The organism is Rhodococcus sp. AH-ZY2, assembly GCF_030916465.1.
Lineage (GTDB): Bacteria > Actinomycetota > Actinomycetes > Mycobacteriales > Mycobacteriaceae > Rhodococcus > Rhodococcus ruber.
Genome location: NZ_CP126458.1, coordinates 993,475 through 1,014,807 on the forward strand (window position 1 = coordinate 993,475; position 21,333 = coordinate 1,014,807).

General features: G+C 72.0%; 20 protein-coding genes. 10 read left to right on the forward strand and 10 right to left on the reverse strand.

Going from position 1 to position 21,333, the window contains the following annotated elements:
• Positions 1–10 precede the first annotated feature (10 nt).
• The 4 genes from QNA09_RS05655 to QNA09_RS05670 form a co-directional block, all read right to left on the reverse strand.
• Complete coding sequence (locus QNA09_RS05655; protein WP_017680255.1) at positions 11–1,144, reverse strand: NAD(P)/FAD-dependent oxidoreductase; 1,134 nt, start codon at positions 1,142–1,144, stop codon at positions 11–13.
• 114 nt (positions 1,145–1,258) lie between these two features.
• Positions 1,259–2,887 (reverse strand): LuxR C-terminal-related transcriptional regulator, encoded by a 1,629-nt coding sequence (locus QNA09_RS05660; RefSeq protein ID WP_017680254.1) that lies wholly within the window; start codon positions 2,885–2,887, stop codon positions 1,259–1,261.
• Between the two features lie 91 nt (positions 2,888–2,978).
• Complete coding sequence (locus tag QNA09_RS05665) at positions 2,979–3,728, reverse strand: ABC transporter permease (RefSeq protein WP_010592536.1); 750 nt, start codon at positions 3,726–3,728, stop codon at positions 2,979–2,981.
• A 100-nt stretch (positions 3,729–3,828) separates the two neighbouring features.
• Complete coding sequence (locus tag QNA09_RS05670) at positions 3,829–4,644, reverse strand: mycofactocin-coupled SDR family oxidoreductase (protein WP_301914931.1); 816 nt, start codon at positions 4,642–4,644, stop codon at positions 3,829–3,831.
• A gap of 175 nt (positions 4,645–4,819) precedes the next feature.
• Here QNA09_RS05670 and QNA09_RS05675 point away from each other — a divergent pair, with 175 nt between their 5' ends.
• Together QNA09_RS05675 and QNA09_RS05680 are read left to right on the forward strand one after the other, a co-directional pair.
• The gene (locus QNA09_RS05675) at positions 4,820–5,473 is read left to right on the forward strand and encodes a TetR/AcrR family transcriptional regulator (protein ID WP_010592534.1); all 654 of its coding nucleotides are present in this window, start codon (positions 4,820–4,822) and stop codon (positions 5,471–5,473) included.
• Positions 5,470–6,129 (forward strand): enoyl-CoA hydratase-related protein, encoded by a 660-nt coding sequence (locus QNA09_RS05680; RefSeq protein WP_010592533.1) that lies wholly within the window; start codon positions 5,470–5,472, stop codon positions 6,127–6,129. The genes QNA09_RS05675 and QNA09_RS05680 overlap by 4 nt, the downstream gene beginning before the upstream one ends.
• Positions 6,130–6,133: 4 nt before the next feature.
• On the opposite strand, the gene QNA09_RS05685 is transcribed toward QNA09_RS05680, so the two are convergent.
• From QNA09_RS05685 to QNA09_RS05710, 6 genes are all read right to left on the reverse strand, one after another.
• The gene (locus QNA09_RS05685) at positions 6,134–7,693 is read right to left on the reverse strand and encodes an ATP-dependent DNA ligase (protein ID WP_308072320.1); all 1,560 of its coding nucleotides are present in this window, start codon (positions 7,691–7,693) and stop codon (positions 6,134–6,136) included.
• 76 nt (positions 7,694–7,769) lie between these two features.
• The gene (locus tag QNA09_RS05690; protein ID WP_010592531.1) at positions 7,770–8,852 is read right to left on the reverse strand and encodes an ABC transporter ATP-binding protein; all 1,083 of its coding nucleotides are present in this window, start codon (positions 8,850–8,852) and stop codon (positions 7,770–7,772) included.
• A 30-nt stretch (positions 8,853–8,882) separates the two neighbouring features.
• Positions 8,883–9,764, reverse strand: coding sequence for a carbohydrate ABC transporter permease (locus QNA09_RS05695; RefSeq protein ID WP_040275335.1), 882 nt, complete (start codon positions 9,762–9,764; stop codon positions 8,883–8,885).
• Complete coding sequence (locus QNA09_RS05700) at positions 9,764–10,729, reverse strand: carbohydrate ABC transporter permease (protein WP_040275337.1); 966 nt, start codon at positions 10,727–10,729, stop codon at positions 9,764–9,766. The genes QNA09_RS05695 and QNA09_RS05700 overlap by 1 nt, the downstream gene beginning before the upstream one ends.
• Positions 10,726–12,054 (reverse strand): sugar ABC transporter substrate-binding protein, encoded by a 1,329-nt coding sequence (locus QNA09_RS05705; RefSeq protein WP_308072464.1) that lies wholly within the window; start codon positions 12,052–12,054, stop codon positions 10,726–10,728. The genes QNA09_RS05700 and QNA09_RS05705 overlap by 4 nt, the downstream gene beginning before the upstream one ends.
• A gap of 62 nt (positions 12,055–12,116) precedes the next feature.
• Positions 12,117–13,121 (reverse strand): sugar-binding transcriptional regulator, encoded by a 1,005-nt coding sequence (locus QNA09_RS05710; RefSeq protein WP_010592527.1) that lies wholly within the window; start codon positions 13,119–13,121, stop codon positions 12,117–12,119.
• A gap of 145 nt (positions 13,122–13,266) precedes the next feature.
• Here QNA09_RS05710 and QNA09_RS05715 point away from each other — a divergent pair, with 145 nt between their 5' ends.
• From QNA09_RS05715 to QNA09_RS05750, 8 genes are all read left to right on the forward strand, one after another.
• Complete coding sequence (locus tag QNA09_RS05715) at positions 13,267–14,283, forward strand: NAD(P)-dependent alcohol dehydrogenase (protein ID WP_040275341.1); 1,017 nt, start codon at positions 13,267–13,269, stop codon at positions 14,281–14,283.
• An 11-nt stretch (positions 14,284–14,294) separates the two neighbouring features.
• Positions 14,295–15,767, forward strand: a complete 1,473-nt coding sequence (locus tag QNA09_RS05720; RefSeq protein ID WP_119699548.1) for a mannitol dehydrogenase family protein — start codon at positions 14,295–14,297, stop codon at positions 15,765–15,767.
• Positions 15,764–16,690, forward strand: a complete 927-nt coding sequence (locus tag QNA09_RS05725) for a carbohydrate kinase (RefSeq protein WP_119699549.1) — start codon at positions 15,764–15,766, stop codon at positions 16,688–16,690. Before QNA09_RS05720 ends, QNA09_RS05725 begins: the two co-directional genes overlap by 4 nt.
• A complete protein-coding gene (gene xylB, locus QNA09_RS05730) occupies positions 16,687–18,108 on the forward strand; it encodes a xylulokinase (protein WP_119699550.1) in 1,422 nt (473 codons plus the stop codon). Before QNA09_RS05725 ends, xylB begins: the two co-directional genes overlap by 4 nt.
• Positions 18,109–18,255: 147 nt before the next feature.
• Positions 18,256–18,726, forward strand: coding sequence for a VOC family protein (locus QNA09_RS05735; protein WP_010592522.1), 471 nt, complete (start codon positions 18,256–18,258; stop codon positions 18,724–18,726).
• A gap of 48 nt (positions 18,727–18,774) precedes the next feature.
• The gene (locus tag QNA09_RS05740; protein WP_064065823.1) at positions 18,775–20,088 is read left to right on the forward strand and encodes an MFS transporter; all 1,314 of its coding nucleotides are present in this window, start codon (positions 18,775–18,777) and stop codon (positions 20,086–20,088) included.
• A 64-nt stretch (positions 20,089–20,152) separates the two neighbouring features.
• Positions 20,153–20,278 carry a hypothetical protein gene (locus tag QNA09_RS05745; RefSeq protein ID WP_263622808.1) on the forward strand — a complete coding sequence of 42 codons (126 nt, stop codon included), beginning with the start codon at positions 20,153–20,155 and terminating at the stop codon, positions 20,276–20,278.
• 212 nt (positions 20,279–20,490) lie between these two features.
• Positions 20,491–21,318 (forward strand): IclR family transcriptional regulator, encoded by an 828-nt coding sequence (locus QNA09_RS05750; RefSeq protein ID WP_010592520.1) that lies wholly within the window; start codon positions 20,491–20,493, stop codon positions 21,316–21,318.
• Positions 21,319–21,333: the final 15 nt, after the last annotated feature.

The window sequence follows — 21,333 nt, forward strand, 5'->3', positions numbered from 1 at the left end:
TGGCCGAATGTCACATCGGTTCGATCGGATCGAAGCGATGTGACATCGGGCCGACCGGCGCGCGGTGCTCGACGAGGTGCCGGACGACGTGCCCGGCGTCCGCGCCGGCCCCGCCGACGAGCATCGAGCGGAACGACGACTGGAAGCACAGGCCGGTGAAGTACAGGCCGGGAATGGTGGTCACCACCCCGTGCTCCTCGAGCGGCCAGCCGTCCGGGCCGAGCACCGGCAGCTCGATCCAGTCGTAGGCCTGACGGAAGCCGGTGCACCACAACACGTTCGTCACGTCGAGGACGCGACCGCCGGCGAGGACCGGGCGGCCGTCGACGACCCCGGTGACCCGTTCGGTGATCCGTTCGACGCCGAGCGCGGCGAGGTCCTCCCGCTTGACCCGCAACAGCGGTGCGCCGTGGCGGCGTTCGAGTTCACGTACCTTCCGGCCGAGCGGGGTGCGTACGGAGAGCACGTGGCCCCACGCGAACCACACGATCGGGAAGAGCACCCGCATCCGGCGGCTCTCGAGCCGCACCGGGAGCTGTCCGGTGTCGCGGCCGCACAGGATCGTCGGATGGGACGTCGCCACCTCGTAGGCGAGGTCGCCGCCGGAGTGGGACGCGCCCACCACGAGCACCGGGCCGTCGGTCAGCTGCGCCGGATTGCGGTACTCGCTCGAGTGCAGCTGCACGATCCGCGGGTCCAGCTCGGCCGCGAAGTCCGGGATGCTGGGGGTGCGGCCGAACGTGCCGGTGGCGACGACGACGTTGCCGGCCTCGATCCGCATCTCGCCGCAGTCGAGGACGAAGCGATCGCCGTCGCGCGACAGCCGTCGCACGCGGGTGCCGCCGCGAACGGGCAGCTCGAACCGCGCGGCGTACGCCTCGAGGTAGTCGGCGACGTCGTCCTTCGTCGGGAACCGGTGCGGATCGCCGGGGAACGGCATGCCGGGCAGGCCGTCGTATCCGGCGGGGCTGTACAGGCGCAGCGAATCCCAGTGGCTGCGCCAGTTGTCGCCGATCCGCCGGTTCGCGTCGACGATCAGGAAGGGGCGCCCGTGCCGGGCGAGGTGGTAGCCGGCGGACAGCCCCGCCTGGCCTGCGCCGATCACGACGGTGTCGATCCGTCGGGGTGCACTGTCGGTGGTCATCGGAACTCCCGGGCTCGAGGGGACTGGACGGATGACGTTAGGCGCCGCCGGCATCGGCCGCGTCGGGCGAAGTACGCAGCCGTCCGCGGACCCGGATGGGTAGTTCTGTGCAGCTCAGAGCAGGTGGTGCTCGTACGCGTATGCCGTCGCGGCCGCCCGGGACGACACGTCGAGCTTGGTGAAGATGTTGCTCAGGTGCCGCGCCACGGTCTTCTCGCTCAACACGAGTTCACGGGCCACGGCGCGGTTGGTCTTCCCCGTGGCGACGGCCCGCAGCACCTCGATCTCGCGGGTGGTCAGCCGGCCCCGCGCGGCCGGGCGCCCCGGCCTCCGCGCGAGGTCCCGCAGGTCCGGCTCGGCGTGCAGGTCCCGGAACGTCGCCGCCGCGGCCTCGTACTCGAGCCGCGCCGTCTCGGCGTCGCCGAGCGCGTCACAGCACCGGCCCTGCAGCACCCGCACCCGCGCGCACTCGTAGGGCGCCTCGAAGCCGCGCCAGAGCCCGCACGAGCGGCGCAGCCGGTCGAGGGCGGCGCGCGGTGCGCCCTCGGCGAGCAGGACGGCGCCGGTGACCTGCTCGGCGATCGCACTCAACGCCGGAGCGTCCTGTTCCCCGGCCAGCGCCGCGAGTTCGTCGGCGCTGCGGCGCGCGGCCGCGACGTCGCCGACGGCGAGCGCGATCTCCGCGTGGCCCGCCAGCAGCCGCGGACGATAGAGCGGAAGCGATTCGCCGAGCGCCCGCCGGATCCCGGCGAGCGCCGCGTCGGTGTCGCCCTGGCGCAGACGCAGCAGCGCCATGCCCGGCTGGATCTCGCGGCCGAGCCGCCCGGCGCGGCGGTAGGCGTCCTCGGCCTCGTCGAACTCGCCGCGCAACCGGTGCAGTTCGCCCTGTTCGTACAGGGCCATGCCGACGGCCGGTTGACCCGGTGGGTCCGACAGCCGCCGGAACGCGAGCCGGGCCAGGTCCATGGCCTCCGTCCAGGCGCCCTCGAGTTGCAGGATCTCCGCGCGGTGTACGAGGCACTGTCCCCGGAAGGGAACGAGGCCGGGCTGGGCGTCGCACCAGCGGCCGAGTGCCCGCGTCCATTCCCTGGCCCGCTGCAGCTCGAACGTGCCCTGGCAGGCCTCGATGACCGCGCAGTACACCAGTCCGGCCACGACCGGCGAGACCTCGTCGAGGCTCACGCCGACCATCACCTCGTCCAGGGTGCCGAGACCGCCGGCGACGTCGCCGAGCAGGATGCGGCACTGCCCGATGCCGAGGGTGCTCAGCGCGACGAGGTCGGCGTCGCCGCAGGCTCGGCCGATCGCCTGGGCGGCGGTGAACGAGGGCAGGGCGTCGGCCGGCCGGTTCGCATGCATGTCCTGCACCGCCGCCGGCAGCATCAGGAGGCCGCGTGTCGCGCAGTCCGGGCGCCCGGGCTCGGTCAGGTGCTGGGCCCGGGCGAGCCAGCCGCCGGCGCGCGCCACCTCCCCACGGTTCATCAGCAGGAAGCAGAGCCAGAACGCACTGAGTCCGGCCCGCTCGGGGTCGTCGGCGTCGAGATGCGCCGAGAACGCACGCTCGCACAGCGTCGCGCAGTCGTCGTCCCGGCCGACCAGATACGCCGACCGTGCGAACAGGTCGAGGTCGTCGGCGGTGAGGGGCTCGTGCGCGTCGGCGGTGCGGAACGCGTCGAACGCCCGCGTCCAGTCCCGCGCGTGGAACGCTGCCCGCGCGTGGTCGAGCACCGTCGACGTGCCCATCCTCGCTCCCTGCGGCGACCGAACGTGCACCGAGTGGTTGCCTGCGATCCTACGCCCACCGGCCTCCGGTTCCGGGGTGCGCAGTGGGAGGTCAGTCCGGCAGGCCGGGCCGGGTACGGACCGGTGCCAGACCGGAGACGAGGACGACGGCGGTGATCGTTCCGGCGGCCATGATCGCGGCGAGCACCACGATCTGGAAGCGTCCGGCCTCGAGCGGGGACACACCCCCGAAGATCGCGCCGACGAAGGCACCCGGCAGCGTCACCAGCCCGGTGGTCTTGGTCTGGTCGGTCGACGGGATCAGCGCCGAGTGGACGGCCAGTCGCGTGAGCTCGCGGGTGGACTGCCGCGGCGTCGCACCGAGCGCGAGCCAGCCCTCGACCGTGTCCCAGTTGTCCCCGGTCAGTTCCGTGAAGCGCCGCCCCGCGAGGGTCGCGATGGTCATCGCGTTGCCGACGACGATGCCGCCGATGGCCAGGACGTACCGCGGGGAGAACTCGATGGCGCCGGTGACGAAGACGATCGTGAGCGTCACGGCGATCCCGAGCGCCATCGCACCGGATACGAGGGCCACGTGCCCCGGGCTCCAGCCGATCCGGCGGGATGCGGTGGCAGCGGCGACGGTGAACATGACCAGCAGCGCGGCCCCCACCCAGACGGGACTCGTGATCACCCCGGACAGCACCACACTGATCAGGGCGAGTTGCACGGCGCCCCGCAGCACCGCGACCGCCGGCGCGAAGTGATGCGGGGCGCGGTAGCCCCACAGCACCGCGGTCGTCGTCCCGACGAGCAGGGTCACCCCGACGGCGGTGGGAACCAACTCCAGGGACCAGGTCACCCTCCGGAGGGTATCCGCCGGGGGACGGGGGTGGCCGAATGTGACATGCGTTCGATCAGATCGAAGCGGTGTGACATTCGGCCACACAGGGTGGGGGCGCTCAGCGGATCAGGTTCCCCAGGTCGACGGGGATCTGCGCGCCGGTGATGTACTTCGCCTCGTCGGAGCACACCCACGCGACGACGGCCGCGACGTCCTCGGGCTGCAGGATCTCGTAGGTCAGCGAGTTCATGTAGATCGGGCCCAGGGTGGTCGCGTACTTCGCGATGAGCGGGTGCAGGTCGCTGACCTTCATGCCGGTCTCCACGCCGGCCGGGTGGACGGTGTTGACCCGGATCCGGTGCTCGCCCAGTTCGTTCGCCATCGTCTTCGCCAGGCCGGTGATGCCGTGCTTGGTCGCGACGTAGTGGCCGGTGAAGGGGGTGCCCTTGAGCCCCGAGACGGAGCTGGTGAAGACGACCGCCCCGCCCTCGCCCTGCTCGATCAGGTAGGGCACGGCGGCCTTCGCGGTGTGGAACACGCCGGTGAGGTTGACGTCGACGGTCTCCCGCCACTGCTCGAGGGTGATCTCCCACGACAGCGCGCCCGAGCAGATGCCGGCGTTCGCGACCACCACGTCGAGGCGGCCGAGCTGCTCGACGCCGTCGGCCAGCGCCCGCGACAGCGCGTCGAAGTCCCGCACGTCCGCGGTCGTGGCGACGATGCGACGGCCCGTCTTCTCGACCAACCGCACCGTCTCCGCGAGATCCTCCTCCGTGGCGCCCGGGTAGGCGGTCGAGGCGAAGTCGGTGCACGCGTCGACCGCGATGATGTCGGCGCCCTCGCGGGCGAACTGCACGGCCTCGGCGCGGCCCTGACCGCGCGCCGCGCCGGTGACGAAGGCGACCTTGTTCTCGAAACGGCCGGCGGTCTCCATGCTTGCCTCCTCGGTGGTGTCGGACGCGGATTCTCCCGGTCCGAAGCGGGGACGGCAGCGCGGGTTCCGCTCACCGGGACCGCGGTCCGGAAGGCGCACGGTGTCCCGTGTCCGGCCGGGCGCCCCGTTCGGTTACCCGCTGGTAATAGAGCATGCGTTCTGTTATGGTCCCGCTGTGCCCCGGCCCCGCATCCACGACCTCGACGAGGTTCTCGACGCCACCGAGAATCTGGTGGTGGCCGGTGGTGCGAGCGCGGTGACGCTGCGTGCGGTCGCCGCGGCCACGGGGATGTCGAACGGGGCTCTGTATCACGCCTTCGGCTCCCGCGGTGGGCTGGTCGGCCGGGCCTGGTTGCGCGCGGCCCACCGCTTCCTCGACCTGCAGCGCGCGGCGGTCGACGAGGTTCTCGGCTCCGCGTCGACGCCGGACCGGGGGATCGACGCCGTCGTCGCCGCCGCCGATGCCCCCGCGGCGTTCGCCGCCCTGTTCCCCGAGTCCTCGCGCCTCCTGCTCACCGTCCGGCGCGAGGAGTTGCTCGGGTCCGACCCGCCGGCGGACGTCGCCGCAGAGCTGGGGCGGCTCGATTCGATTGTGGTCGCGCTGCTCGTCCGCCTGTCCCGGGCGTTGTGGGGCCGCGGCGACGCGCGCGCGGTCGCGGTCGTCGAGGACTGTGTCGTCGGTCTGCCGACAGGTCTGTTGCTCCGGCGCGGGCGTGTCCCCGACGCGGCCATGCGCCACCGTCTCGAGGCCGCGGTCCGCGCGGTGCTCGCCCTCGATCCTCCGCCCGCGCCATCCGGGCGCGGCGGCCACACGAAAGGCTCGCGATGACCGTCACTCTGACCTACCGGGACAAGATCGCCGTCCTCGACCTCGGCGACGACGAGAACCGGTTCTCTCCCGACTGGCTCGACACCGTCGACCGGCTCCTCGACGAAGTGCAGCAGAACGCGCACGCACTCGTCACCACGGCGACGGGGAAGTTCTACTCCAACGGCCTGGACCTGGAATGGCTGACAGCTCACGGTGATCGGGCGCAGTGGTACGTCGGCCGGGTGCAGGCGCTCTTCGGCCGCATCCTCACCTTCCCGCTGCCGACGGTCGCCGCCGTGGTCGGGCACGCGTTCGGGGCGGGTGCCATGCTCGCGATCGCGCACGACTACCGGGTGATGCGCGCGGACCGGGGCTACTACTGCTTCCCCGAGGTCGACATCCACATCCCGTTCACGCCGGGCATGGCCGCGCTGATCCAGGCCAAGCTGACCCCGCAGACCGCGGTCACGGCGATGACCACCGGTCGCCGCTACGGCGGTCTCGAGGCCGAGGCCGCCGGTCTGGTCGACCGCACGGCGGGCGCGGACGGCGTCCTCGACGCCGCCGTCGAACTCGTCACCCCGCTCGCGGGGAAGGACCCCGGCACCCTCGGTGCCATCAAGTCCACCATGTACGCGGCCGCGGTCGACGCACTCGCCCAGGGTCGGGCCTGACCGGTCACGAACTTCCGTGATGGGACGGAAGTGGTTGCTGCGGAACGGAATCCGTCCCCGGTAACAGTGCGCGCACCGCGTCGACGGTGTCCGCCTCGGCGGCGGTCTTGTCGGGGCGGTAGCGCAGCACACGGGCGAAGCGCAGCGCCACCCCGCCGGGGTAGCGGGGGCTGACCTGTACGCCGTCGAGTTCGATCTCCACGACCAGCTCCGGACGCAGGTACACGGTGTGCGCGTCGCGGCTGCGTTCGTGTCGCGGGAGCTCCTCGGTCTGCCATTGCAGCAGGGCGTCGGTCAGTCCCTTGAACGTCTTGCCGACCATGATCGGCTCGCCGCCGTCCGGATCCCGCGCGCCCAGATGGAGATTGGACAGGTAGCCGGTGCGACGGCCGTAACCCCACTCGGCGCCGAGTACCACCAGGTCCAGGGTGTGCTCCGGTTTGACCTTCTGCCAGGCGCGGCCGCGCCGGCCCGCCGCGTAGGGCGCGGTGAGGTCCTTGACGACGACGCCCTCGTGCCCGGCGGCGAGGGCGGCGTCGAACTGGGCGTCGGCGGTGGCCGCGTCCGGCCGCAGCACGCCCGGGATCCGATGGTTCGGCGCGACCCGCCGCAGAGCGTCGAGACGCTCGGTGGGCGGCGCGTCGAGCAGGTCGGTGCCGTCGAGGTGCAGGCAGTCGAAGAAGTACGGGTGCAGCATCAGCTCGTGCGCGGACTCGGCACCGAACCGGCTCATCGTCTCCTGGAACGGCCGGGGCCGGCCCGCAGGGTCGAGTGCCAGGGTCTCGCCGTCGAGCACGACCGACGTGCAGGGCAGCGTCGCGACCAGCTCCACGAGTTCGGGGACGCTGCGGGTGATCTCCCGCAACGTGCGGGTGAACACCCGCACCGTCCCGCCCCGGCGGTGCACCTGGATGCGGGCGCCGTCGAGCTTGTACTCGACGCTGACCTCGCCGCCGAACTCGCTGTGGGCACCGGCGAGGGACTGGGCCGGGGCGGCGAGCATGGGCCGGATCGGCCGGCCCACCTCCAGCCGGAAGGCGGCGAGCGCGTCCGCGCCGCCGCCGAGCCCGGCCGCCGCGGTTGCGGGCAGCCGGCCGGAGAGCATGAACGCCCGGCGCACCGTCTCGGCCGGCAGCCCGGCCGCGGCGGCCACCGCGTCGGTCATCACCCCGTCGAGCGCGCCCTGCCGCAGGTCGCCGGTCAGCAGCCGCACCAGGAAATCCTGCTCCTCGGCGGTGGCCGCGCCGAGCAGACCGGCGAGCAGTTCGCGCCGCCGCCCCGTCGAGCCGGTCCCGGACAGACCGGCGAGCTCGGTGAAGGCCCGGTCGACGTCGACGACGGTCAGCGACGGCTCCTCGGACGGGTCGATGCGGGATCCGGCGAGGGTGCGCCATCCCACGCCGATCCGGCCCTGACGTGGCTCACCCGCCAGCCACGACACCACGGGCTCGACCTCCCCGGGGTCGAGGACGGCGAGGAGGGCGCGCAGTTCCTCCACCTTGGCCCGCCGCGACCGGGTGGCACCGACGGCCTGCGAGGTGGCAACGATCGTCGAGAAGAGCACGCCCCGACCGTACCGACCACCGCCGGTTTCGGCGCGGGTGTACCGCCGGTTCCGGCGCGGGTGTACAGCCGGAGGGTCAGTCGCCGACGCGTTCACCGGTCGCCGGATGGAACAGGTGCACCGTGCCCTCCCGCTTGCGCAGCCGGATCGTGTCCGCCAGCCGGGCCGGGGTGCGGGTGAGCGAGCGTGCGACGAGGGGGGTGTCGCTGCGCGCGACGCGGGTGTACACGTACGACTCGCTGCCGAGTTCCTCGACGAGTTCGACGATGGTCTCGACGCCGTCGCCGTCCGTGATCTCGAGCTGTTCGGGCCGGATCCCGACGGTGACGGTCTCGAGTCCGGCGCGGTGCAGCGAGGCGATGCGGTCGCGTTCGACATCGACGACGGTGCTGCCGATCTGCACGCCGCCGTCGACGATCCGGGCGTCGAGCAGGTTCATTGCGGGCGAGCCGATGAACCCGGCGACGAATGCGTTGGCGGGCCGGTCGTACAGCTCGGTGGGGGAGGAGAACTGCTGGAGCTTGCCGCCGCGCAGCACCGCCACCCGGTCGCCCATGGTCATCGCCTCGACCTGATCGTGCGTGACGTACACGGTGGTGGTGCCGAGACGCCGCTGCAGCGCGGCGATCTGGGTGCGGGTCTGCACGCGCAGCTTGGCGTCGAGGTTGGACAGCGGTTCGTCCATGCAGAACACCTGCGGTTCGCGGACGATCGCGCGGCCCATCGCGACGCGCTGCCGCTGCCCGCCGGAGAGCTTGGCGGGTTTGCGGTCCAGGTAGTCGGTGAGGTCGAGCAGCTTCGCCGCCTGTTCGACCTTGCGGCGCCGCTCGTCGGCGCCGACGCCGCGCATCTTCAGCGCGAAGCCCATGTTCTCGGCGACGGTCTTGTTCGGGTAGAGGGCGTAGTTCTGGAAGACCATCGCGATGTCACGATCCTTCGACGGCACGCCGACCATGTCGCGGCCGCCGATGCTGATCGAGCCCTCGTCGATGTCCTCGAGCCCGGCGAGCATCCGCAGGGCGGTGCTCTTGCCGGAGCCGGACGGCCCGACCAGGACGACGAATTCTCCGTCCTGGATGTCCAGGTTCAGGGAGTCGACGGCGAGGGTGTCGGAGTTCTCGTAGAGGCACGACGCGTTGCGGTAGGTGATCTCGGCCATGACGGTTCCTTCGGAAAGTGAGTGGGGGAGTTACTTGATCGCGCCGAACGACAGGCCGCGCACGAGCTTGTTCTGGGCGAGCCAGCCGGCCAGGACGACGGGCAGCGCCGCCATCGTGGCGGCCGCGGACAGGCGGGCCCAGTACAGGCCCTCGCCGGTGATGAAGCCGACGAGGAACACGGGAATGGTCTGCGCCTGCACCGCCGTGAGGTTGACGGCGAAGAAGAACTCGTTCCAGGAGAAGATGACGCAGATCAGGGCGGTGGCGGCGATGCCGGGCGAGACGAGCGGCAGGATCACCTCCCGCACCGACGTCCACAGGTTCGCGCCGTCCATGCTCGCGGCCTCGAGCAGCTCGCCCGGCACCTCGAGGAAGAACGAGCGCATCATCCACACCGCGATCGGCAGATTCATCGCGGTGTAGAGGATGATCAGTGCCCAGATGTTGTCGAGCAGACCGATGTTCGCGACGATCACGTACAGCGGGATGATCGCGGCGACGATCGGCAGCATCTTCGTGCTGATGAAGAAGAACAGGGCGTCCTTGGTCTTGCGCACCGGCCGCAGCGACAGGGCGAACGCGGCGGGCACGCCGAGCAGCAGGACGAGGATCGTCGACACGCCCGTGGCGAACGCCGAGTTGAGCAGGCTGACACCGACTCCGGTGTCGAACACGGCGCGGAACTGGTCGAGGGTGGGCGTGAAGAAGAACTTCGGCGGATCGGAATAGGCGTCGGCCTCCTGCTTGAAGGCGGTGAGCACCATCCAGAACACCGGGAAGAAGAACCCCAGGGCGGCGATCCAGGCGACGACGCCCCACGGATTGGCCCTGCGGTGCTTGCGTTTCCGGGTTCGAACCGGGACGGTCTCCGGTGTGGGAACCTGTTGTGCGGTGGGGGCGGTGGTGCTCATCAGGCGGCCTCCTCCTTGCCGGTGAACGATGTGAAGATCAGCCGCAGCGCGACGGTGGCCACGACGATGGTGGCGACGACGACCACCACGCCCATGGCGGCGGCCTGGCCGATGTCGAAGCCGAGGAACGCGCGCTGATAGATGTAGAAGGGCAGGTTGGAACTCGCGGTGCCCGGTCCGCCCTGGGTCATCATGTAGATGGCGTCGAACGTGTTGACCAGGTGGATCGCGCCGAGCACGGCGCCGAGTTCGATGAACCGCCGCAGGTGCGGCAGCGTCAGCTCGCGGAACAGGGCGAAGGCGCCCGCCCCGTCGACCCGCCCGGCCTCGAGGATGTCCCGCGGCATCGACTGCAGACCGGCCAGGATGAGCAGCATCATGAACGGGGTCCACTGCCACACCAGGTTCGCCATCACCGCGGCGAGCGGGTAGCGGCTGACCCAGTCGATCTGCCCCACGCCGAACGGGGAGAGCACGAAGTTGACGATGCCGAACACCGGGTCGAACATCGCGGTCTTCCAGATCAGTGCGCCGGCGACGGGGGTGACGAGAAACGGGGTGATGAGCAGGGTGCGAACGATGCCGCGGCCGAGGAAGACCCGGTCGAGCAGCAGCGCGAGCAGCAGGCCCAGCACGACGGAGATCAGCACCGTGCCGACGATGAGGATCACGGTGTTGACCGCCACCTCGCGGAACTGACTGTCGCGGAAGACGTCCGCGTAGTTCTGCAGGCCGACGAAGCTGCGTGAGCCCGGGCGCACCAGGTTCCACGACTGCGTCGAGTAGTAGAGGGTGAACGCGAACGGGATCTGGGTCACCACGATCATGAAGATCAGGGCAGGCAGCAGGGGCCCGCGTCGGCGCCAGCCCTCCGCGCGGGAGACCGCGTCGCTCTTGGCGTCGCGCACCCGGCGGATGCGCTCCGAGTCGTCGGCGGTGGAGGCGCCGACCGCCAGGGTTGTCATCGCTGATCCTCTCGGTAGGTGGCGCCGACCACGTCGGCGTACTCCTGCGCCTGTTCCAGTGCCTCGGTGACGGTCTTCTGGCCCGCGATCGCGGCGCTGATCTGCTGGCTCACCCGGGTTCCGAGGTCCTGGAACTCGGGGATGGCCAGGAACTGGACACCGGTGTAGGGCACCGGCTCGACCGTCGGGGCCTCCGGCGTCGCGCTCTCGATGGACTCGAGGGTGAGCGGCCCGTATGCTGCTGCGGCCTCGCGGTATTCGGGGATCTCGTAGGTCGACAGCCGGCTGCCGGGGGGCACCCGCTCCCAGCCGAGGGTCTCCCCGACGGTGCGCAGGTACTCCTTGCTCGTCATCCACGAGACGAACCGCCACGCGGAGTCCGCGTTGTCGCTGTCGACGGGGATGCCGAGCGACCAGCTGTAGAGCCAGCCCGCGTCGTCCTTGACCCGGATCGGTGCCGGGGCGTACCCGATCTTTCCGACGACGTTGCTCGACGCCGGGTCCTCGAGGGTGGAGACCGCCGAGGTGGAGTCGTACCACATCGCGACCCGGCCCTGCGCAAGCTGCGTGGCGCATTCGCTGAAACCGCTCGTGGCGGCGCCGGGCTGGCCGTGCTCGCGGACCAGGTCGACGTAGAACTGCACCGCCTCGACGACCTCGGGGCTGGTGAGCTGCGCGTTCCAGTCCTCGTCGTACCAGCGGCCGCCGAAGGTGTTGATCACGGTGTTCAGCGGGGCGAGCACCTCACCCCAGCCGGGCTTGCCGCGCAGGCAGATTCCGGCGGTGTCGGGGGTGTCGAGCCGGGCGGCGGCGGCGGCAACCTCGTCCCAGGTGGGGGTGGGGGACAGGACGATCCCGGCCTGCTCGAACAGGTCCTTGCGGTACATCAGGAACGACGACTCGCCGTAGAACGGCACCGAGTACATGTCGCCCTCGTAGGACAGCGAGTCGCGCAGGGTGGGAATGAAGTCGTCCTCGTCGTAGCCCTCCGTCTGCCGGGCGTACTCGGAGAGGTTGGTCAGCCACCCGTTCGCCGCCCACTGCGGTGTCTCGTAGTTGCTGATCATCACCACGTCGAACTCGCCGCCGCCCATCGCGGTGGAGGCCGTGATCTTCGCGCGGGCCTGGTTCTCCGAGAGGGTGACGAACCGCAGGTCGATGTCCGGGTTCTCGGCCTCGAACTGGGCGGCGAGTTGCTGGGCGTCCTGCATCTGGGAGTTCGACACCATCGCGATGGTGACGGTCTGGTCGGAGGCGCCGAGCGAGCCGGCGCCGGCGCAGCCGCTGAGCGTGAGGCTGAGCGCCCCGGCCCCGGCCGCCAGCATGCGGGTGGTTCTTCTGGATCTGTTCACCGATCGTCGCCTCTTCTCCGGTCTCTCCGGTGGTGTCATCGGTCGAGTAGCCAACGTGCGCACTCGATGTCGCATACGAGCATGGTGACCAGGCCGCCGCGCAGCGCTCCCAGCGCGGCCTGGTGTTTGGCGGCCCCGCCGGTGACGAGGACCGCGGCCGGGCAGGCGCGGATGTCGTCGAGCGAGACCGACACGGCGCGACGGTCGAGATCCCCGCCCACGGCCGTGCCGTCGGCGTGGAAGAACCGTCCCGCGATCTCCCCGACCGCGCCGAGGTCGGTGAGGGTGTCGAGCATGGCGGTGTCGAGATAGCTGCCCTCGAACAAGGTGGTCGACGTGGACACCGCCCCCACACCGAACATCATCATGTCGGCGCGGCGGCCGACGTCCAGGGCGCGGGAGATCATGGAGTCGGCCCGCAGGGACGCGACCGTCGCGGGGTCGGCGTACAGGGGGACCGGGAGCCGGACCATCTTGGCCTGCAACTGTTCCGCGCAGCGCCCGAGCACGTACTCGGCGCCGGTCTGGTAGTCGGAGGTGGTGACGGCGCCGTCGAGCTGGACGATCGTCGCGCATGCGGCCCCGCCCGGCGGGAGGGCCTGCGCGACGGCCACGGTCTCCGGCCCCCACGTGAACCCGAGGGTGTCGGTCGCGCGGATCCGCCGGCTGATCAGGGCGGCGGCGGCCCGTCCGACGCCCGCGAAGCTGGCGGCCTCGTCGAGCGGTCCGGCTGCGTCCACCCCGTCGCCGACGACGACGGCCTCGAGCAGGCCGAAACGCTCCTCGAGCGCGCGTTCCTCGTCGGCGTGCAGGTCGTCGCGCAGGTTGGCCGGCACATTCACCTCGATGCGCACCAGGCCCTGGGCCCGGGCCCGGGCGACGAGCCGTCCCGCCGTCGGGCGGGAGACGCCCAGGCGCGTCGCGACCTCGGCCTGGGTGAGGCCGTCGAGGTAGTACAGCGTCGCGGCGCGCAACGCCAGGCGCAGATCCTCCGGTGCCGCGGTGGCCGCGGGCGGGTTCGTCGCGTGGGGGACGGTCACGTCATCTCCTGGGTCGGAGGGACTCGGGCCGGGGAACCGGCGAAGTCGGTGGAGCGTGAGCAAATGCTCATGGGTGCGTTCATCTGCTCAGTACGCTAGCATCGGCACTGTGACCCACACAACACCCCCGTCGATCCCGGAGCGCATGCGCGCCGCCGTCCTGGTCGAACCCGGACGGATCGAGATGCGCGAGCGCCCGGTCCCCGAACCCGCACCCGGCGACGTGCTCGTCCGGGTCACCACGGTCGGCGTGTGCGGATCGGACACGCACTACTACCGCGAGGGCCGCATCGGTGAATTCGTCGTCGAGGCCCCGCTCGTCCTCGGCCACGAGGCCTCCGGCACGATCGCCGCGGTCGGTGCCGGCGTCCCCGCCGAACGGATCGGGCAGCGCGTGTCGATCGAGCCGCAGCGACCCGACCCGACCACCGAGGAAACCCGGCGCGGTCGCTACAACCTCTGCCCGCACATGCGGTTCTACGCCACCCCACCCGTCGACGGCGCCTTCTGCGACTACGTCACCATCGGGGCGGAATTCGCCCATCCCGTCCCCGACGCCGTCTCCGACGACGCGGCCGCCCTCTGCGAACCGCTGTCCGTGGGCATCGCCGCCGTCCGCAAGGCGGGCGTCACCGCCGGATCCCGGGTGCTCGTCACCGGCGCCGGCCCCATCGGCATCGTCACCGCGCAGGTCGCCCGCGCCTTCGGCGCCACCGACATCGTCGTCACCGACCTCGACGCGGACCGTCGCGCGCTGGCCCGGAAGTTCGGGGCGACCACCGCCCTCGACCCGCGCACCGACGACGTCACCGACCTGCACGTCGACGCCTACATCGACGCCTCCGGCGCCCCCGCCGCGGTCGCCACCGCGATGCGGGCCGTGCGGCCCGCCGGCGCCGTCGTCCTCGTCGGCTCCGGCGCCGAGACGATGAACCTGCCGGTCCAGCTGATCCAGAACCGCGAGCTGGTCCTCACCGGCGTCTTCCGGTACGCCCACACCTGGCCGACGGCCGTCGCCCTCGCCGCCACCGGCCGCGTCGACCTCGACGCGATGGTCACCGCCCGGTTCCCGCTCGAGCGGGCGGCCGAAGCACTCGAATCCGACCGGACACCCGGCAACATCAAGACCGTCGTGCGGGTCCACCCCGGCGACGACACGTAAGGAGCCCCGACATGGACCTGGGGGAGAACGCCCTGACCGCCCTGCCCGTCCCCGGCCCGACGTACTCGCGACGCGACATCGGCGTCGGCATCGTGCATTTCGGGGTCGGTGGCTTCCATCGTGCCCATCAGGCGATGTACGTCGACCGGCTGCTCGAACGCGGCGCCCGCAACTGGGGCATCTGCGGTGTCGGCGTCATGCCCGGCGACCGCCGCATGCGCCACGCCCTCGCGGCCCAGGACGGCCTCTACACCCTGATCCTGCGCCACGCCGACGGCAAGTGGGAACCGCGGGTGATCGGCTCGATCGTCGACTACCGTTACGCACCCGAGGATCCCGAGGCGGTGATCGAGCTGATCGCAGCGCCCACCACCCGCATCGTCTCGCTCACCGTCACCGAGGGCGGCTACAACATCCGCCACGACACCGGCGAGTTCGACGTCGACGACCCCGCCGTCCGCCGCGACGTCGAGCACCCCGACGCGCCCGCCACCGTCTTCGGGCTCGTCACCGCCGCCCTCGGGCGCCGGCGCGAACGCGGGCTGCCGTCGCCGACGATCATGTCCTGCGACAACATCGAGGGCAACGGCACCGTCGCGCGGCGGGCCTTCACGTCCTTCGCCGCGCTCGTCGACCCCGGTCTCGCCGACTGGATGCGCGAGCACACCCGGTTCCCCAACTCGATGGTCGACCGCATCACCCCGGTCACGACCGACGACATCGCCCCCGAACTCGACGCCCGCTTCGGCGTCCGCGATCGCTGGCCCGTCGTCGCCGAGCCGTTCACCTCCTGGGTGCTCGAGGACGACTTCTCCTGCGGCCGGCCGGCATTCGACGAGGCGGGGGTGCAACTCGTCGACGACGTCGCCCCGTACGAACTGATGAAACTGCGCCTGCTCAACGCGAGTCACCAGGCACTGGCCTACTTCGCGCACCTGTGCGGCTACCGCTACGTGCACGAGGCCGCGCAGGACCCGTTGTTCGCGGAGTTCCTGCTCGAGTACATGGACGCCGAGGCCACCCCCACCTTGCGTCCGGTGCCCGGCATCGATCTCGCGCAGTACAAGCGCACCTTGATCGAGCGCTTCGCCAACCCCGAGATCCGCGACACCGTCGCCCGGCTGTGCGCCGAATCCTCCGACCGCATCCCGAAATGGCTGCTGCCCGTCGTGCGGGAGAACCTCGCGACGGGCGGGTCGGTGCGCCTGGCCGCCGCCGTCGTGGCCAGCTGGGCCCGCTACGCCGAGGGCACCGACGAGGCCGGCGAACGCATCGAGGTCGTCGACCGGCTCGCCGGCACCCTCGGACCCCTCGCCCGCAGCCAGCGCGGGAATCCGACCGCCTTCCTCGAGAACCGCTCCGTCTTCGGTGATCTCGCCGACGAGCCGCGGTTCGTGGACGCCTACCGGTGGGCGCTCGACTCCCTGCACCGCAACGGCGCCCGCGCCACGCTCGAGGCCCTCCGCAGCAGGGTCGGATCGTGAACGGGCACGTCCTCGTCCTCGGCGAGGCCCTCGTCGACATCGTCCGGCGCGGCCCGGCCCGGCTCGTCGAACACGTCGGCGGCAGCCCGCTCAACGTCGCCGTCGGCCTCGGCCGCCTGGGCCGCGACGTCGAATTCGTCACCCACATCGGCGACGACGACCGGGGCCGCCGCATCGTTCGCCACCTCGCCGACTCCTCGGTGCGGCTCGCCGCCGGCAGCAGTACCGCGCCGCGCACCCCCACGGCGACCGCCACCCTGGACGAGAACGGCGCCGCCACCTACGAGTTCGACCTCGAGTGGCAACTGCCCGATCCACGCCCGGAGCCCGGCGCGGGGCACGTGCACACCGGGTCGATCGCGGCCCTGCTCGAACCCGGCTGCGAGGCCGTCGCCGCGCTGCTCGACCGGTACGTGCCCACCGCGACCATCAGCTACGACCCCAATGTCCGGCCCGCCCTCGTCGGCGACGACCCGCGCACCCGCGACCGCATCACCCGCTTCGTCGCGGGCGCCGACGTCGTCAAGGCCAGCGACGAGGACCTGCGCTGGTTCGCCCCCGACCGCGACCCCCGCGACGTCGCGCAGGAGTGGCTCGCCCTCGGCCCGGCGCTCGTCGCGGTGACCCTCGGCGCGGGCGGTGCCGTCGCCGTCGCGCGGTCCGGCGCCGTCGACGTCGCCGCGCACCCCGTCGAGGTCGTCGACACCGTCGGCGCCGGCGACGCATTCATGGCCGGTCTGCTCGACGCCCTGTGGACGCAGGAACTGCTCGGCGACCGCGAGGGCCTGCACGGAATCGAACCGGACGCGCTGCGCGCGGCCCTCGACGTCGCCGCGCGCACCGCGGCGCTCACCGTCGCGCGCCCGGGTGCGGACCTGCCGACCCGCGGGGAGCGGGACGCCGACCCGAAGGAGCAGAGGTGACGCTCGTCGCCGGGATCGACTCGTCCACCCAGTCCTGCAAGGTGCTCGTCTGCGACGCGCGCACCGGTCACGTCGTGCGGGAGGGCCGTGCCCCGCATCCCGACGGCACCGAGGTCGACCCGCGCGCCTGGGCGGACGCCCTCGACCGCGCCGTCGCCGCCGCGGGCGGGCTCGACGACGTCGCCGCGGTGTCGGTCGGCGGCCAGCAGCACGGGCTGGTGACCCTCGACGAGACCGGGACGGTGGTGCGCCAGGCGCTGCTGTGGAACGACACCCGCTCGGCCGCGGCCGCCGCCGACCTCGTCGCCGACCTCGGCGGCGGGCAGGCGTGGGCCGACGCCGTGGGGGTGGTGCCGCTCGCCGCGATCACCGTCGCCAAGGCGCGCTGGCTCGCCGACCACGAACCGGGCCACGCCGACCGCGCTGCGGCACTGTGCCTGCCGCACGACTGGCTCACGTGGCAGCTCGCGGGAGCCTCCGGCGTCGGCGCGCTCGTCACCGACCGCAGCGACGCCAGCGGCACCGGCTACTACAGTGCCGCCGACGGCTCCTACCGCACCGACCTGCTCGACCTCGCGCTGCGTGGCCGCCGGCCCGTGCTGCCCCGGGTGGCCGGACCGGCCGAACGGGTCGGGGAGACGGTCGCGGGCGCCGCACTCGGACCCGGTGCCGGGGACAACGCCGCCGCGGCCCTCGCCCTCGGCGCGCACGAGGGCGACGTGATCGTCTCCGTCGGCACCTCGGGCGTGGTCTCGGCCGTCTCGGCCACCCCGAGCCGCGATCCGTCCGGGCTCGTCGCCGGCTTCGCCGACGCCACCGGCCGGCACCTGCCGCTCGTGTGCACCCTCAACGCGGCGCGGGTCCTCGACGCCACGGCCGCGCTGCTCGGGGTCGACCACGACGAACTGTCGCGGCTCGCGCTGTCGGCCCCGCGCGGCGCCGGCGGTCTCGTGCTGGTGCCGTACCTCGAGGGCGAGCGCACCCCCAACCGGCCCGGCGCCACGGGCGCGATCCACGGCCTGCGCCTGACGAATTCGACACGGGAACACCTGGCGCGCGCGGCCGTGGAGGGACTGCTGTGCTCGCTCGCGGACGGTCTCGACCACATCACCGCGCAGGGCGTGCCGGTGCGGCGGGTGCTGCTCGTCGGCGGCGGCGCCCGTTCCCGGGCGCTGCGCGAACTCGCGCCGGGCATCCTCGGGGTCTCGGTGGAGGTGCCGGAGCCGGGCGAGTACGTCGCAGCCGGCGCGGCCCGGCAGGCCGCCTGGGTGCTGGCCGGCGGCACCGAACCACCCCGGTGGGAGGGTGGCGGCGTGCGGCGCTACGAGGCGGACCCGGTCCCGGCCGTGCGCGCCCGGTACGCGGAGGTCCGTGACCTCACGGACGGCAGCGACCTGACATCTCTTTCCGGAACCTGACACCGGTTCCGGCCGGCCGGAAAGGCTGTCGGCATCCCGAAACGGATGCACGCTCCGGACCGTGGCCGCGATGAGTTCCGGCGTCGGCCCGGGTCGATATCTGTGACGCCGACAGGGCGCCGTCATCCACCGAGCAAGGAGAAGGCGATGCCGAAGATCACCCCGTTCCTGTGGTTCGACACCGAGGCCGAGGAGGCCGCCAAGTTCTACACCAGCGTGTTTCCCCGCTCGCGCATCCTGAGCACCACGTACTACCAGGACACCGGGCCCAAGCCGGCCGGCACCGTCATGACCGTCGACTTCGAACTCGACGGCCAGCGCTACGTCGCGCTCAACGGCGGCCCGGAGTTCTCGTTCACCGAGGCGGTGTCGTTCCAGATCGACTGCGCCGACCAGGACGAGGTCGACCACTACTGGAACGCTCTCACCGAGGGCGGGGAAGAGAGCCAGTGCGGCTGGCTGAAGGATCGGTTCGGGCTGTCCTGGCAGGTGGTGCCGCGACGGCTCTTCGAGCTGCTCTCCGACACCGGCCCCGAGGTGGGGCGGCGGGTCACCGAGGCGATGCTGCAGATGCGCAGGATCGAGATCGCACCGCTCGAGGAGGCCGCCCGCGGCTGAACCGGCGAGCCCAGCGGGCACCGCGGCGGCGGTGATAGCTTTCGGTCGATGACCACGCGCACCGAGCGGCTCGACGAGCTGCCGCTGACCCGCAGACACGGCAGGCTGCTGCTCGGCTCCGGTGTGGGCTGGGCACTCGACGCCATGGATGTCGGGCTCATCTCCTTCGTGATGGCCGCCCTGGCCGTGCAGTGGAATCTGAGCGCGACCCAGCTGTCGTGGATCGGGTCGATCGGCTTCGTCGGAATGGCAGTCGGAGCCGCGGTCGGTGGGCTGCTCGCCGACCGGATCGGCCGGCGCCAGGTGTTCGCGGTGACACTGCTGGTGTACGGCCTGGCCACCGGCGCGGCGGCGCTCGCCGGCTCCGTCGCGGTGCTGATCGTGTTGCGGTTCGTCGTCGGCCTGGGTCTCGGCGCCGAGCTTCCCGTCGCGTCGACCCTCGTCAGTGAGTACGCGCCGCGCCGGCAGCGGGGTCGCATGGTCGTCGCGCTCGAGGCGTTCTGGGCGGCCGGATGGATCCTCGCGGCCCTCATCGGCTACTTCGTGATCCCCCTCGGCGACGACGGCTGGCGCTGGGCGCTGGCCGTGGGAATCGTCCCCACCCTGTACGCGGTGGTCGTGCGGTTCGGACTACCCGAATCCGTGCGATACCTCGAGCGCCGGGGCCGCTACGCCGAGGCGGAGAAGGCCGTGCGGTCCTTCGAGATGTCCGCCGGCGTCGCGGCGCCGACGGACGCGGAGGAGACGTCGCGTCCGGTGCTCACGGAGACGACCGCCGAGTCGATCTGGTCGCCGCGGTTGCGGCGGCGCACCGCCGCCCTGTGGACGGTGTGGTTCTGCATCAACCTCTCGTACTACGGGGCCTTCATCTGGCTGCCGAGCCTGCTGGTGAACCAGGGCTTCGACCTGGTGAAGTCCTTCCAGTACACGCTGATCATCACGCTCGCGCAGCTGCCGGGATACGCCGTCGCGGCGTGGCTGATCGAGGTGTGGGGGCGCCGCGCAACCCTGGCGAGCTTCCTCGTCGGCTCGGCCGCGGCCGCGGGCCTGTTCGGGCTGGCCGACACGCCCACCGAGATCGTCGCCGCCGGAATGGCATTGTCGTTCTTCAACCTCGGCGCCTGGGGGGCGCTCTACGCGATCGGACCGGAGCTGTATCCGACGTCGGTGCGCGCCGCCGGGACCGGCGCGGCGGCCGCGTTCGGGCGCATTGCGTCGATCGTGGCGCCGCTGCTCGTGCCCTGGCTGCTCACCGGCGGCGGCAACGCCCTCGTGTTCGGGGTGTTCGCGGCGGCGTTCGTGCTCGCCGCCGTCGCCGCCTTCACGCTGCCGGAGCGCAAGGGGCACGTGCTCGAGGCCTGAGCCCTACGCCCGGGCGGCCGGCGCCGGGCCGCAGGCCGCCGCCACCGCGAAGGTCCCGAGGGCCGTGCCCGTGACGAGGCGCTGGGTCCGCACGGCCCGCGGGGGCGTCGCCATGCGGCGCGCCGGTCAGCTCGACGACTCGACCCTCGCGGACGTCGTGTCGCACCTGCGGATGTCGTCGGGCGCGTAGCCCGCCGGCCCCCGCGCGTGCGCACGTCTCGCACCGATTCCGAAGGCAGTGCCACGGGATGTGCGCCCTCGGTGCGCGTGGAGTCATCCTTCTGTGCATTCCCAGCCATGTTCGCCCGCACTCCGGGGACCTAGTGTTCCAGATCACAAGCATCCGGCGGCGGGCCGTGCGCATCCGAGGCCTCCGCCGCGACCGAAAGGACGGACCTGGACGTGGCGTCACTGCAGACGGTGCAGAGGATCGGACCGGTGCTGGACCTGTTCACGGTGCAGCAACCCGAGTGGGGGGTCTCCGAGGTCGCGGCGGCGATCGACGTTCCCCGATCGAGCGCGCACGCTCTGCTGTCGAGCCTGGTCGACACGGGGCTGCTCCAGTGCCGCGCACGCGGACGCTACCGGCTCGGGTGGCGCGTCGTGGAGCTGGGGGAGACGCTGCGCGGCACCGTCGACGTCCGGTCCTGTGCCGCCCCCGTCCTCGAGCGTCTGGTGGAGAAGTACGGCGAGACAACTCATCTCGCGGTCATGGATCGATGGAACGTCCTCTACGTGGACAAGATCCTCGGCAATCACAACATCACCGTGCAGGGCGCCCGGGTCGGGACGCGCCTGGACGCGCATTCCACGGCGGTGGGCAAGGTGCTGCTTGCGCAACTCGAGGAGATCGAGGTGCGCCGGTACCTGGCCATGCGTCCGTTGCGGCGGCTGACACCGTCGACCACCACGAACCCCCAGGCACTTCTGGACGCCCTGGCCGGTGTGCGCTCGGCCGGCTTCGCTGCGGACCTCGGGGAGACCGTCTCCGAGGTGCACTGCGTCGCCGCCCCGGTGCGCGACGACCTGGGCTCCGTCGTGGCGGCCGTGAGCGTGAGCGTGCCCGCGACGCGCTTCGCCCAGCGGCGACCGCAGCTCGAGCGGGCCGTGGTCGGCGCCGCGCACGAGATCACCCGGGCGATCGCCGAAGCCCACGACTGCAGTCCCGTACCGCTGCGGGACGACCCGAGTGCCGCCGCTCTCGTGGAGGCGAGTCCGCGCGCCTCCTGATCACGATCCGACTGC